The following is a 14,356-nucleotide window of genomic DNA, read 5'->3' as shown; positions in this document are numbered from 1 at the left end:
ATCATAAACTCAGAGGTTCTGACTTTTGGAGCAAAACCTCTGGATTGTTTAGGCTATTTGGAAAGAACGATTTCGCCGTCGCAATAAACCAAGCTTGGCGTTACATCTTGTCCGAGCAGCACCGGGCCATCAAGATCGACAACGCTTGCCTGAGCTGCAATAGGTAACGCGGCTCGCATCGCCAGCGACGTCCCCAACATACAACCGGACATGAGGCTAAAACCGAGTTTTTGGGCGTCGTCGGCTAATAATAGTGCTTCAGTGAGCCCGCCAGTTTTATCTAGCTTAATATTCACCATTTCATATTTGCCAACCAACTGATGCAATTGCTCTCTGGTGTGACAACTTTCATCGGCGCAAAGTGGAATGGGGTGCGGAATGCTGGCGAGTACGTCATCGCAGTCTTGTGGCAACGGTTGTTCGATCATGGTGATGTCTAGCGGTTCGAGTTGAGCAAATACCGTCGCGAGGTCGAGGCCTTGCCATGCTTCATTCGCATCTAAAACAATTTGCGCGTGCGGCGCAGCATCGCGTACTGCTGCAACGCGATCAAGTACGTGTTCACCATCCAGTTTTACCTTTAGCAGTTTTGCGCCTTGACTAACGTAAGCTTGCGCCTGTTTGGCCATCGCTTGCGGCGTGTCGATAGAAACCGTCATCGCCGTCACAATCGCCTCTGGTAACGCAAAGAGGTCGTTAACCTGCTGCTTGTGGCTCAAAAGCGCGTGAAGATGCCAAAGGGCGCAATCCAATGCATTTCTTGCCGCCCCCGCGGGCAATAACGATTGAAGCTGGCTTTTGAGAACCATGACATCAGCTTCGCCTTTGGCATACAAACTTTGCAGTTCATGTGCGGCGTGAGAAATCGCCTTAATCACCGATTCAACCGATTCACCATAACGAGGGTATGGCGTGCATTCACCTTGGGCGGTCATGCCTCGATGTTCAATTGTCACTCGGACTACGTGGCACTCTGTCCGACTGCCGCGAGAGATGCGAAATGGTGTCGCCATGGCAATCGTGACAGGTTCTACATGAATTTTCATCTCACTAGTTTTCCCTAAACCGCAGTTATTTTCTAAACCGTAAATGTTTCTTAAATCGTAAGGAGCCTATCTGCAACCGCATCAACGCCAAAACGTACAGGGTCGGTGACGGGCACTTGGTATTTGTCGCTCCAATCCTGGCATAACTGGGCAGCATCTTCTTCGCTGAGCGCCGAAGTGTTTAAGCAAATACCCACTAATTGAGCGTTTGGATTTGTTAGGCGAGCAGCGGCCAGATTCGCTTCTATCGTTTGTTCAATGGTTGGCAAGCTCGCATGTGGTAAGTTGCGGATGTGCGGGCGACCAATCTCATGGCACAGTATCAGAGCGTCAGCTTGTGCGCCGTGAAGTAAGCCCAAACTTACGCCAGCAAACGAAGGGTTAAATAACGAACCTTGCCCTTCGATGATGTCCCAATCGTGATCGGTGAACTCAGGGCTGATCGTTTCTACTGCGCCGGAGATAAAATCGGCAACTACGGCATCAATTGAAATGCCACTGCCTGCGATGAGAATTCCAGTTTGACCCGTTGCTTTGAACTCTGCGCGACAGTTTTTACGCTTTAATGTGTGCTCAATGGCGAGGGCAGAGTACATTTTGCCAACGGAGCAATCTGTTCCTACAGTAAGTACTCGCTTGCCTGCGCGAGCTTTGCCATTGCCGACCTTGAGCGGGACATCATAATGGCGAACATCATACAGTTTGGTTAATCCGCGTTGTTCTAGATCGGCAAGAGGAGAAAGTTCCGCCAAACGTTGGTGCATGCCCGATGCAATTTCAAATCCCATCTCTGCCGCTTCAAGTAAGGTTGCTTGCCAAGCTTCGGGAATGACGCCTCCTGGATTTGCCGTGCCGAGCACCAGCGTTTTTGCTCCTTGCTGCTGCGCTTGTTGTAGTGTCATGTCGGTTAAACCAAGCGATACGGTTTCTGGCGTCAGGCGGATTTGGCCAAGACAAATCTCAGGTCGCCATTGGTATATGCCACGCGCGGTTTTTGCTGCGAGTGGATCGGTTACATCGCCAAGAAAGAGTAGGTAAGGTTGAGCAATTTGCATGATGGTTCCCTTCGTCATCGTTATTGCTCATTAATGTAGCCAGACTGATTTAGGAAACCGAATGCTTATTTGTTAGGCAGGTATAACTTCAGGTTATACCTTTAACCCATCTGTTGTTTTAGGGCGGTGATAAATTGCTTTGTCGCAATGGATTGAGGTGTGTGCTCTGCGAATAAAATAGAGACGGAGAAGGACATATTTGGCTCCAAAGCATGCACGGAAACGGCATTATCTTGGCGATATTGTTTTGCAGTCCAAGGGTCTACAATCGCGAATCCTGCTTCGTTTTTCACCAGTTCAGCCGCCGCGGAGTAGCTGCGGACGGTAATGGCATGTTGATAATGCTCGTCACGCGCTGACAAGGTTTGATGTAACAGCAAGCCCAGAGGGTCTCGGCTATCTAAACCGATAATGGGTAAATCGTGACTGATGAGTTCTTCTAAAGTGACGGTTTTTTCTGTGGGTATCGCTGCGCTTTTAGGGGCAATTAGCGCCAAGTTTTCTTTTAATAACATGTGTCCCATGATCGCTGGTGGCGTTTCTTCACCGAACGCAATGGCGACATCCAGTTCATGTTTCAGTAAACCTGAGCACAGCTCATCGCGATTAGCCGTTGAGAGCTCAAAGGAGATGCCGTGCTCTTTCGACAGCAACGCGACAGTCGGCGCTAACAAGTGTGCGGCCAAAACAGGCGGAGCACCGACTCGTAAATGTTGAGTTCCCTGTTTGACTTTGTTGGTCAGAGAGCGAAATTGTCCGAGTTGTTGATAGACTTTTTCAGCCTCTGGCAATAAGGCTTTGGCTTCTTGAGTTGGAACGAGACGGCCCTTTACACGCTCAAATAAAGCGAAGCTCAGTTGTTGTTCTGTATGGGCGAGAACTCGAGTGACATTAGGTTGGGAAACGTGCAGTAAGCGAGCCGCGCCTGACACCGTTCCTGCTTGCATAATGGCGTAAAAGACTTCTAATTGCCTTAAGTTCACTGCGATTTCCCTCTGCTCATGTTGGTCACCTCAGAATACCCAACCTTGCTGATAAGCGATAGAGGTAAAAGTGCTGGCGTAAAAAATAGGAAGACGATGTTGGTTGCCTTCCTATCTCGCTTTTTCAATTTCTCAACTTCTCAATTTCTATGCTTCACTTTGCTGCTGCATGAAGGGGTAGGTCGTTAAACGGCTCGACGTCTCGACTGAGTAATCCCATCAAAATCACTGCTAACACCATGACAGCAGCCGCGATTGCAAAACCGTATTGTGTTAGTTCGTAATGACTCAATATTGCAATCAGGACGTAACTGAGAGATTGAATGGTGGTGGCAAACATGCTGATGCCGCCATCGACGCGACCTCGTTGATGAACCGCTACGGTGTGATGCATCCAGTTGACTCTCGCAATGCGATTTAGCGCGTTAAATACGCCAAACAGCGCCGTAAACAATAAGATGGTCAGCGGGCTCATCGCAAAACTCATCCCGATAAGCGCAAAAGAGACCATAACCATCGAAGCGAACATAATGTGGCTATGGGAGGCACGGCTTAGCACTTTGGTGACAATAAAGCCGGTTAGCAACGAGCCGAGGCCAAAACTGATGTTGAACCCTGCAAACCAATCGCCAGAGATGCCTTGTTCAGAAAACCAAATCGGCACCAGTTTGCTCAAATACGTCAATGCAGGATAAGAGAGGCAAGAGAGCAGAATAAAGCCATAAAATCGGGGTTCGAGACGGAATATTTGTTTGCTCTCTTTGAGTTGCGCGATGAAAGCAACGGATTTTGATGCCCTTAATTGTTGGGTATAAGGCGTCAGAATATAGAACATCGCTGCTAACGCAGAGGCGCTGGCCGCAAACAAAGCAAACTCTTTCATACCCCACATTTCAAGCAAAACAATACCCAACGCGCCAGCTCCGAGGGTCGTGGATTGCATTACAATTTCTTGCTGACCCGAAATTTTCGCATACTCATGGTGCTGATAATTTTCTTGGGTGAAGGCATTGTTGGTCGTCCATGCAAAATTACTCGAAACCCAATACACCAATTGCGCAAAAGCCAGCAACCAGTGTGACTCAAACCCTAACCAATAAGCAATGAACACCACCAAAGCCATACCCGATTGAATCCATTGATTGAGCACGAGTAGTACTTTGCGTGAATGTCGGTCAATTAAAGTGGAAAAGAAAGGCGTTGCTAGAAAAGCAATCGCGGTGCAGCTCAGAGAAACTAAAGCGACGAATGTACCCATGTTAGGTTCGGAAAGCATGACCCATGGCAGTGCCATCATGAACAAGCCAGAGGAGATACTGTCGAAGAAGCGGCCAGCTAAGTACGGCTGAGTTTTATTTTTCATTATGTTTGCCTCTAACTCCCGATGGATTTCAAAAGGTTGATGTCCAACTGTCTTGTGTTTAACAACCAAGTCGTTCGCGCTGAACACATTATCTTGAGATCGCCGGGGTTTAGCGTTAATTAAGATGGTGCAACTTTAAAACCTCAAGTAAACTTGAGGTAAAGCATTTTTTTAACAAAATTGATACACAGGGAGTCAAGGATGGAAATCAGCGTAGGAGAAGTGGCAAAACGTTCTGGAGTGAAAGTATCTGCCCTACATTTTTACGAGCAAAAAGGGCTGATTTCGAGTTGGAGAAATCAAGGTAATCAGCGTCGCTACCATCGCAGTGTGTTGCGCCGTGTTGCGGTGATCAAAGCAGCGCAGCAAGTTGGGTTGTCGTTAGAAGAAATTAAACATGCGTTAGATGAACTGCCGAAACACCAAGCCCCTAACAAAGCGCAATGGGAAGAAATGGCAAGCCATTGGCATGAACAGTTAGAACAAAAGATTCAAAAACTTAAAGCGTTGCAAAACGATTTAGGCGGATGCATTGGCTGCGGGTGCTTGTCGTTAGAAACCTGTGCACTGCGAAACCCAGAAGATGTATTAGGGAAAGACCACTCGGGGTCGAACTTAACGTTAGAAGAAGAGTAGCGATTATCTCTATTCTTTGTCGAAACTGTCGACTACGATCGCGCCCATCGAAGCAGGCATTGTGATGACGATAACGCGCTTTATCGCAACCAAAGGCTCATTCATGAGTGGCAGTTTATCAAGACAGAAAAGAACTAACGCTACCACAACGGCCGCAATGAGGTACGCGATAACCACACGAAAAATAAAGATGGATACGCGATTCTTGATGTGGCTTTGAAACACGCTTTGATACGCGAAAAAACTGAGGAAAATGACAGAAAGACTTAACAGCATGAGCAAGTTTGCCATTGGTAGGCTCTCACCCAATCGCCACGCTTCCTCCGAAAATGAGATCGGGACTGCTAGGGCAAAAGCACCAACCAATACTTGGCTAGCGTCTTCTAGATTAAAGTGGCTGCTCATGCTGTTTATTCCATTATTCGCTTGCTAGATGTAAGAGCTTTTCAAAACGCTCATTACCGTGCAGCAATTCGAGGTCTCGTTCTTCGGCAAGTAAATCACGAATGGATGGGCTGTATTCAATTGCGCGTTCCAAGTCTTCAATAGCTTGCTCTTCGATACCAAGGCGAGAGTATGCACACGCGCGTTGATACAATGCAGGACCGTTGGTGTAATCGACTTCAAGTACGCGGTTACAAATGCTAAGTGCCCAATGGTATTCGTTGATTTCCATCGCTGCGTCGGCTTTGTAAGTCAACGCTTCTAAATCACCTGGACGAATTAATAAGATTTCATCATAGATTTCAATACGTTGTTCTGGAGTTTGAGAGCTTTGTGCACGTAGCCATAAGTTATGGATCTCGTTGATTTTCTCAATCTCTTTGTTGTTTTCGCTGATAATGCGAGTTTTGCGTTTTAAATCTCGCTCAAGGGCGACAAACTTTTTCTCATATTCTTGGGCGATCTTCTCCAATCGTTTATCAGCCATCTCTTTGGTGTTGTGTTTAAACTCGCGCAGAGATTGCCATCCGACAAAGGCAATCAGCGATGCGACACCAGCAATGATGTAGAAGAAGTATGTAACGGTCACGTTGGCATAGTTCAACGATTTATCTGCGACCGTTAGCTCGCGATCGGTGATCTCTGTGATCATTCGCTTTTCTAGGCTTTGATAGTCCTGACGCAGCGCTTTTAGTTCATCTAAAATATAGCGTTCCATTAATGGTCTATCTAACAGATCCGATTCTGAATACTTTTCCTCCGATGCCATTGTTGGCAAGGCAAGTATCAGCGAGAAAAAAATACCAATAAATAAGCGCATATAACGTCCTTTCACGAGAAGAGTACAGATAGACCATGCAACAATAGCAAATAGCACAAACGTTTAGCAAAGTTATTACAAAAGAAATAACAGTCGTCTTCGTAGAAGTCATATTCTTGTTGTTTTTCAGTTTGTTCCTGGTGGTTATTTGTGGTGATATCTTTTATCCTCCTTACGAATTTATGATTAATGGAGTGAGCATGGACGCGCGAGCTAAGGATTACTTAGAACAATTCCTAGAATTATTATCACCAGAACAAAGGGAAGCTGTACCATCAGTCAGTGCTGACTATTATTGTGCCGACGAATACAACGCGAATGTATGCGCAGATTTGGTTCGTATTGGACAGAAAACTGCATCGTGCAGTTTGGAGCTTTGGTATCGAGAACATGGTGAAACCATGCCCCAAGTCGGTCATTTACAAGTAGTGACGAATTGGGATGGGGACCCGGTTTGCGTGATACGAATTACTGACGTAAGTACATGCAAATATGAGGATGTAACCGCAGAGTTTGCCTTCGCAGAAGGCGAAGGTGATAGAACCTTAAACTGGTGGCGTGATGCTCATACTGCATTTTTTAAAGCTGAATGCGATGAGTTGAACATCGATTGGCATGAGAAACGTACGCTGGTTTTAGAGCGTTTTGAAGTGGTGTATCCCGTCAATTAATCTCTGATAGCAGCACTGATTTGAAGTGCTGCTTTCTTTATCGAGAGACCATTTTTAGCGCTTTCGAGCGGTCACACTAAACATGTGCCAATGTTTTTGGCTTCCGACTACAGTGGTCCCGTCTTCATCTCTTTCATGCAATGAAATGAGGTCGTAACCTTCGAATAAGCTTTCCACTTCCTTTTTCGTTAATGCGGTAATGTTTGGATGCATTTCGGAGGTCACCCAGGAGTCTTTCACTCCCAAGAAATCGCCGCAGAAGATACCGCTCGGTTGTAATGCGCTGTCTATTTTTGTCCAGACTTGTTTGAAGCCTTTGTCAGGGCAAAAGAACAAACTGGCATTTGCGATAACCAAGCTGCACTGAGGATAATTAAACTCAGTAAAACAGCACTGCGAAACCGAAAATCGTTTATTACCTTCAAAGCGTGTTAAACAAGTTTTTACTGCATCTTCATTGCTATCACATGCGTGAACCTTAAATCCCTGTTCGAGTAGAAAGTGGCTGTCTCGACCTATTCCGCAGCCAATATCAAGAGCGACTTTGCCTTCTATCTTAAGTCGGTTTACGGCATTTTCCACGTTTGGGCGGTGAGGTTGGCTTAAAATTTTCTGATAGTATTCATTCCATTGCGCTGGCATTGAACTTCCTTATGTTGGTTGTGTCCCCTGCCCAAAACTAGCGTCCATTTTGTTTTGCTTGACTGGGGAGGTTTGCAGTATTGGCAGCTGTTATAGCTGATCTTCAATCGGTAATATTCCGGAGAACCAAGCGCCCATTTTTCGCCATACTCCTGCTTCTGGTTCGGAGTCGTATTCTTCGCCTGTTTTTACGTCGGTCCAGACAATGTCCCCGTCGCGCAGAGTTAAGGCGTAGGCGTTACTCGACAGTTGATTTGGCAGTTGTTCTAGAAACATTTGCACATATTCTGGCTGTTCGATAACAACGGCCATTTCGGTATTCAAAGCGGCCGAACGTGGGTCCCAGTTCATCGAACCAACGAAAAGTGTTTTGTTATCAATTGTCATTGCTTTAGCGTGTAAACTTGCTCTGCTACTCCCCGTGAGGCTCCACTTACTTTTGAGTTTCGCGCTCGCTTTTACTTCCCAAAGCTTGATTCCAGCTTCGAGTAGATCTTTTCGATATTTTGCGTACCAACCATGCACGGCAAACACATCGTTAGACGCGAGGCTATTGGTCACAATCGTGATATCAACGCCTCGCTTGGCCGCGTTACTTAATGCTTGAGTACCTGCTTCAGTTGGAACGAAATAGGGAGAAATGAGCACAAATGAATCCTCAACACTTTTAACCAATTCCGACAAATTATCAATAAGTTGGCTCTCTCGGGTCGCGACTTTATCGGGCAGATCAAACCATACTTTCGCTTCTCCCCAGTAGAGCTTGAGTTTGCCTTGTTTTAGATCTTGGTACATATCCAGTTGAGTGAAGTCATAGCGGCCGGTTGAAAACTTTTCCTCTAACCGGAGTTTATTGACCTGCTTTTGAATCGCTTGGTCGGTAATTTGCTGTGAATTCGGTGTAATCCATTCCATTGGTATCGAATAGGCGCTATTCCAGTAGAGGTCGAACTGATCGGCAGTTTGTTGTACCGCCTCACCATAGAGCAGAAGATCAAAATCACCAAACTCAACTTGCGATTCAAAAGAGAAGTATTCATTGCCGATATTTCTACCTCCGACAATGGCGGAAACACTGTCTGCAATCAGAGACTTATTGTGCATACGACGATTAAGACGTTCAAAATCGCTAGCAAGAGCGAACCAACGGGAGTCGCGATACTGATGTGGGTTAAATAAGCGGATTTCTATATTAGGATGTGCATTGAGGGCTGCCATCACATCGTCGTTTCGCTTTTGCATATCGTCAAGCAACAGCCTTACTCGAACACCACGCTTTGCCGCTTCATACAAGCGCCACGTTATTAGCTGACTCGTTTCGTCACCACGGTAAATATAGTATTGAAGATCAAGGCTTTTCTGGGCGGACTCGATCAAAGAGGTTCGAGCAAGAAGGGCATCGTGTCCCTGATTTAACGGTGCAAAGCCAGTTATGGACTTGGGGTCTCTCCCGTAAGCTTCAAAGTACTGCGCAAGAACAGAATCCTTTTGATAACCGAGCTGAAAGCTGGTGGACTTTTCACTGGCGTCATTCAACGATACGGATGAGCATGCCGATAAAATAGTGAGCAGCGAGGGGAAGAGCAACTTGGCGAGCGTTTGTAACAAAGCACATTTCCTTGTCTTACAGAGTGTTACCTACTCCAAATTATAGACTTAAGCTGACGCCACATGCACCCAGAACCGTTTGATAACGAGCGATTAATCAATGAATTGCCATAGAGCCTGCACTAAGTTCAACTTTTAGAGCGCAGATAATCATTTATTTTAATTATCATTATGGCCGTATTGGTCATAATCACTAATATCTGGTGATTATGACCAATAGCACACTGGATAAAATAATGGTTTTTCTATAACTATATGATTTTTAATAAGTAAATGCTTGGCATGTCATTTGCTGTTTAGAATAAAAGTTAAGTCAGAGCAACTTGCGCAGTTGGTTAATTTTTTGTTAATTTTATTGACTTTGAATTGGCAATAACTATCTAGTTCGCTGCTTAAAAGACTAGGCAAGCGCCGCTTTGATGTTTATTCAAATTCAATTCTCTCACCACCATGCTTACCGGGAGCAATGGACTGAATAAAAGTGTGGTGTTGAAAACAACAATAAAAAAGGATTTTCGATGTTAGCAAAACCCATATTACGTTGGCTTTTACCCTTCGTCGTCGTTGGAGGCTCTTATGCAGGATATGCTGCAATTGCCGCAACTGCGCCGGAAAAAGAGTCAACCAAAGATGCAATTACAGAACCTACTGTTCAGGCTTCTTCTCTTTTTCCTACTGATCACAAAGTGGTGATTACCAGTCACGGTGAATTAGTCCCTTTTGAAAAAACACACCTTTCCGCGCAAGTCAGTGGTGAAGTGATAAGTTGGCACCCGAATTTTGTAACGGGTGGCATCGTGAAACGAGGAGAGGTTCTTTTCACAATTGAAAGTGACAACTATGAAGCGTCGGTTTTACAAGCTGAAGCCGATTTAGCTAGTGCACGCGCAAACTTGATTGAGGAACAAGCGAAAGCCGAAGTTGCAAAACGTCAGGCAAAGAGACTGAGCGATAAGCAAGTGACGGATCTGTATTTACGCAAACCTCACGTTTTGAGCGCACAAGCCCAAGTGAAGTCGGCTCAAGCGGCACTCAAACGAGCAAAAAGAGAGTTAGAAAATTGCAAAGTCGTTGCACCTTACGATGCGCTGGTTGTTGAGCGTGATATTGGTGTTGGTCAATTTGTTACATCTGGTTCTCGAGTTGCCACGTTAAACAACATCGAAGTGGCAGAGGTGCACGTACCCATTGCCGGTTTTGATAGTGCATTTTTACCCGAATCCATTGGTGAACTCACTGCGACAGTGACGCAGCAAGGTGTGTTTTCTACCACTAGAGAAGGTCGAGTAGTTCGTGACTTAGGCATGATTGATAGCGCTACCCGAATGATTAACATGGTCATTCAAATCGCGGACCCATACGGTGTCGATAACCAGCAGCCTCCAATTAAATTCGGCTCCTACGTTGAAGTGAGCTTCACTGGTAAGGAACTTAAGCATATCTATCGCTTACCACAGGAATTAGTTAAAAACCGTACCGTGTGGGTGGTGAATGGCGATAATCAACTTCAACCCAGAACCGTCACGGTTTTGAGAGCAGAAGGTGAGTTTTTGCTGGTGGGCGAAGGTTTAGAGCAAAGTGATAAGTTGGTACTGACCTTACCAGAGTACCCTCAAAAAGGCATGGCGGTACAAATCGCAAAAAAGAGTGACGACTCCGAAACCGTCGTACAGTAAGTAGGAGTTTGTCATGGAAGATACTAAACAAAAGGGCTTAATTGCCTATTTTGCGAATAATCCCGTCGCTGCCAACCTTTTGATGGTGTTCATCATTATCATGGGTGTGGTGAGCTTTCTCTTTATTCAAAGGCAGATGTTTCCGAATATTGAGGTGAACTACATTGATGTTCGTGCGACTTATCCTGGCGCTTCTCCTCAAGAGATAGAAGAGAGTATTCTCGTTAAGGTCGAGGAATCGATTAAAGACGTCACCGGGATTAAAAAAGCAGTCTCAACGGCCTCTAGAGGTAGCGCGTATGTTTCCATCGAGGTAGACGTTAATGCCGATATCAAGCGTGTCTTAGATGATGTAAACCAACGTATTGATACCTTGTCTAACTTACCAGCGGGTATGGAACCAATCAATGTCTACCAAGTTGAATGGCGCCAAGATGTAATCGAAATGGGGTTAGTTGGGGACCGACCGCTCGAGGAGCTTAAACCGCTTGCTAAGCAAATCGAAGATGAATTACTTCAGTTAGAAAACGTCATGCTGGTGTATCTGAGTGCGCCAGAAGAAGAAATAGCGATTGAAGTTGACCCACTTGTTCTTCGTAAATACGACCTGACGTTGAGCGATATCAGCAGCGCGATCAGCCGTTACTCAGCCAACTTTTCTGCGGGCGAAGTAAAAACAAACTCAGGGATGATTGCAGTAAGGATTGAAAACCAATACTACCGTGGTGATGAGTTTAGAAATATTCCTGTAAAGCTTGGCGCAAATGGTGCAAAGGTTCTGTTGCAAGATATTGCCACAATAAAAGATGGCTTTACGGAAGAAGAGCGCTACTTTGAATACTCAGGTCAGAATGCGATCTACATGTCTGTTGAAGCAACTCGTGACCAGAACATTATCCCTGTTGCACAGTCCGTTCGTAATTATATTGAAACAAAAAACAAGACATTACCGCAGGATGTTAAGCTCAAAGTCTTAGTTGATACGACTTATTATTTAAATGGGCGTCTCGACATGATGTTGAAAAACTTGCTGCAAGGCGCTGCATTAGTCGCGATTATGCTGACCATTTTCCTACGTTTCCGCTTGGCTATGTGGGTAATGATTGGGCTACCTGTCTGTTTTCTCGGTGCCGTAATGATGATGCCTGCATTAGGAATCACGGTAAACATCGTGTCTCTTTTTGCCTTCATTATGGTGCTCGGTATTGTAGTTGATGACGCCATCGTGATGGGAGAGAGCGCTTACAGCGAAATTGAAGAAAAAGGCGGTGGCGTCGAAAACGTGGTTCGTGGTGTAAAACGTGTTGCCACACCAGCCACTTTCGGTGTGTTAACCACAATTGCTGTGTTTGCTCCTTTCTTGTTGTCTAGCGGTATTGATAGTGCATTCTTTTATGGTATCGCGGGGGTCGTGATTCTTTGTTTGATCTTCAGTTTGATTGAATCGAAGCTGATCCTTCCTGCACACCTTGCGCATACTCATTTTAAGCCAGTTAAACCAGGTGGTTGGCGTGACCGATTTAACCAACGTTTTTTTGGTTTTGTAAATGGTCCATATCGGAACTTTGTAACAACATGCACCCATTGGCGCTGGACAGTGTTTGCGGTGTTCTGTGGTTTACTGCTGATCAGCGCGGCTTTGATCAACGCGAATTATGTTCGGGTGATCCCTAACCCTAAAGTGCCGACTGACTATCCTGCGATCACTATTGAAATGAATGATACCGTTTCAAGTGAGCAGACCATCAGTGCACTCAAGACTATTGAACGTGTCATGCAAAAGATCGAATCTGAGACCATTGCAGAACATGGTCAAGGAATGATTCGTGATGTGCTGTCGTACAACAGAAGCCGCACCGAAGGTCGTGTATTAGTACCTCTGGTTGATGAAGAGTTACGCCCGTTCAATACATTTGAACTGGCTCGACGTTGGCGTGAAGCTATGCCTGTTATTCCAGGTATGAAGAGCATCAAAATCCGCGAGCAGAGTGCGGGTGGTGGTGACAGGGATGAGTTTGGCTACTTGTTGTTTGGTTCTAACATCAATGAGCTCAACGAGGCTGGGCGTTACTTGATAGAGCGTTTACAGCAGGAAGAAGGGTTATATGATATTTCATCTTCTATTGATTCTGGAAGCAAAGAAGTACTCCTGTCTCTTGCGCCTGTAGCGTACGATCTCGGTCTGGATCTCACCATGATCGCAGAGCAAGTTGGTGGCAGCTTTTATGGTGGCGAAGCACAGCGCATTATTCGTGATGGTGAAGAAATTAAAGTTATGGTGCGTTACCCGCAACTGACGCGTGAAGCATTCTCATCATTGCGTTACGCTGTGATTACAACACCAGCAGGTAAGAAGGTCATGCTAGGTGATGTGGTGAAGATCAACGAGCAGCCGGGCGTGAGTAGCATTCGACGTGAAGGCGGGTATCAAACCGTTTATGTTTATGGTTCGATAGACGAAGAATTGGTTGAACCTCAAGAAATCGTGAAGGTCATTGACGACAATATCTTACCGGATATGAAGCAAGCGTTCTCGAGTGTGAAAACAGAATTGGGTGGTGATATTGAAGAGCAGGCTGCGCAGCGTAATGAACAGATTTTGTTCTTTATTGCAGGCATGATCATCGTCTACATCTTGTTAGCTGTACCGTTAAAAAGTTATACCCAACCTTTGATTGTAATGTCCGTCATTCCGTTTAGTCTGACGGGGGCGATTTGGGGCCATTTCTGGCTAGGTTTAGACATCAGTATGATGTCGACATTTGGTTTGATCGCCGCTGCTGGCGTGGTTATCAACGACTCTCTGGTTATGACAGATTACGTAAACCAAGTGAGAGAAAAGGGTATGAACATCAAACAAGCGGTTGTTGAGGCGGGTTGTGCTCGTTTTCGAGCTATCACGCTCACCTCAATAACGACGTTTGCGGGTGTATTGCCGATAATGTTTGAAACGAGTTTGCAGGCGCGTTTTGTCATACCGATGGCTGTCGCTTTGGGCTTTGCGGTGTTGTACGCAACGGTTCTGACTTTAGTGTTGGTGCCTTGTTTGTATTTAATGCTTGAAGATATTAAAAATATTTTCAGATCGATTAAGAGGTTTATCCATCGTTTGATTAATCGTTTCAGAAAGTCGCCAGTGACGTCGAGCGTTGAAGCAAGCGTATCGAGTTAACAAGCTTGATGTTAACGATTAGGAGCAGCCTTCGGGCTGCTTTTTTGTTTCCGCATTTTGATTCAAAGTGATTTTTTAGTGGGCAGTTACGTAATTATCTGATGAGAAAACTGCCTGACAAAGCATTTCTAATATATATGTTTCTAATGTTTTAAATTCGCATGGTTAATTTGACACTTGGTTAGCGAAATTTACCAGACGAAGATAACGTTGAATATGAGTTTTTATTTAAGTTGTTGA

The 14,356-nt window shown here is 45.3% G+C and carries 12 protein-coding genes; 4 read left to right on the top strand and 8 right to left on the bottom strand.

Annotated features, from left to right (window positions below):
• Window positions 1–53 precede the first annotated feature (53 nt).
• From dgcA to R7O03_RS01165, 4 genes are all read right to left on the bottom strand, one after another.
• On the bottom strand, window positions 54–1,046 hold the full coding sequence (gene dgcA / locus R7O03_RS01180) for an N-acetyl-D-Glu racemase DgcA (RefSeq protein WP_225473844.1): 993 nt from the start codon (window positions 1,044–1,046) through the stop codon (window positions 54–56).
• Window positions 1,047–1,096: 50 nt separating this feature from the next.
• Entirely contained in the window at window positions 1,097–2,101 is a 1,005-nt protein-coding gene (gene dgcN / locus R7O03_RS01175; RefSeq protein ID WP_262629261.1) for an N-acetyltransferase DgcN, read from the bottom strand.
• Between the two features lie 101 nt (window positions 2,102–2,202).
• Complete coding sequence (locus R7O03_RS01170; RefSeq protein ID WP_005373905.1) at window positions 2,203–3,084, bottom strand: LysR family transcriptional regulator; 882 nt, start codon at window positions 3,082–3,084, stop codon at window positions 2,203–2,205.
• 154 nt (window positions 3,085–3,238) lie between these two features.
• On the bottom strand, window positions 3,239–4,447 hold the full coding sequence (locus R7O03_RS01165) for an MFS transporter (RefSeq protein WP_005373900.1): 1,209 nt from the start codon (window positions 4,445–4,447) through the stop codon (window positions 3,239–3,241).
• Window positions 4,448–4,648: 201 nt separating this feature from the next.
• Between R7O03_RS01165 and soxR the strand changes: the two genes are divergently transcribed.
• On the top strand, window positions 4,649–5,083 hold the full coding sequence (gene soxR / locus R7O03_RS01160) for a redox-sensitive transcriptional activator SoxR (protein WP_005373898.1): 435 nt from the start codon (window positions 4,649–4,651) through the stop codon (window positions 5,081–5,083).
• Between the two features lie 9 nt (window positions 5,084–5,092).
• On the opposite strand, the gene R7O03_RS01155 is transcribed toward soxR, so the two are convergent.
• The gene (locus R7O03_RS01155; RefSeq protein ID WP_005373896.1) at window positions 5,093–5,488 is read right to left on the bottom strand and encodes a DUF2391 family protein; all 396 of its coding nucleotides are present in this window, start codon (window positions 5,486–5,488) and stop codon (window positions 5,093–5,095) included.
• Window positions 5,489–5,501: 13 nt separating this feature from the next.
• The gene (locus R7O03_RS01150; protein WP_005373890.1) at window positions 5,502–6,347 is read right to left on the bottom strand and encodes a tetratricopeptide repeat protein; all 846 of its coding nucleotides are present in this window, start codon (window positions 6,345–6,347) and stop codon (window positions 5,502–5,504) included.
• Between the two features lie 200 nt (window positions 6,348–6,547).
• Here R7O03_RS01150 and R7O03_RS01145 point away from each other — a divergent pair, with 200 nt between their 5' ends.
• On the top strand, window positions 6,548–7,018 hold the full coding sequence (locus tag R7O03_RS01145; RefSeq protein ID WP_005373887.1) for an ASCH domain-containing protein: 471 nt from the start codon (window positions 6,548–6,550) through the stop codon (window positions 7,016–7,018).
• 54 nt (window positions 7,019–7,072) lie between these two features.
• Here R7O03_RS01145 and R7O03_RS01140 read toward each other — a convergent pair whose 3' ends face one another.
• Both R7O03_RS01140 and R7O03_RS01135 read right to left on the bottom strand, forming a co-directional pair.
• Window positions 7,073–7,660: a class I SAM-dependent methyltransferase gene (locus tag R7O03_RS01140; protein WP_213961018.1), complete on the bottom strand. Its 588-nt coding sequence runs from the start codon at window positions 7,658–7,660 to the stop codon at window positions 7,073–7,075.
• Between the two features lie 90 nt (window positions 7,661–7,750).
• A complete protein-coding gene (locus R7O03_RS01135) occupies window positions 7,751–9,268 on the bottom strand; it encodes a phospholipase D family protein (RefSeq protein WP_047102775.1) in 1,518 nt (505 codons plus the stop codon).
• 518 nt (window positions 9,269–9,786) lie between these two features.
• On the opposite strand from R7O03_RS01135, the gene R7O03_RS01130 reads away from it, so the two are divergent.
• Both R7O03_RS01130 and R7O03_RS01125 read left to right on the top strand, forming a co-directional pair.
• The gene (locus R7O03_RS01130; RefSeq protein WP_025767993.1) at window positions 9,787–10,944 is read left to right on the top strand and encodes an efflux RND transporter periplasmic adaptor subunit; all 1,158 of its coding nucleotides are present in this window, start codon (window positions 9,787–9,789) and stop codon (window positions 10,942–10,944) included.
• A gap of 13 nt (window positions 10,945–10,957) precedes the next feature.
• A complete protein-coding gene (locus R7O03_RS01125) occupies window positions 10,958–14,116 on the top strand; it encodes an efflux RND transporter permease subunit (RefSeq protein WP_213961020.1) in 3,159 nt (1,052 codons plus the stop codon).
• Window positions 14,117–14,356: the final 240 nt, after the last annotated feature.

Source organism: Vibrio sp. Vb2960, from assembly GCF_033337665.1.
GTDB lineage: Bacteria > Pseudomonadota > Gammaproteobacteria > Enterobacterales > Vibrionaceae > Vibrio > Vibrio alginolyticus.
The sequence above is the reverse complement of the archived record's forward strand: the minus strand, read 5'-3'. Positions and strand labels throughout refer to the sequence as shown.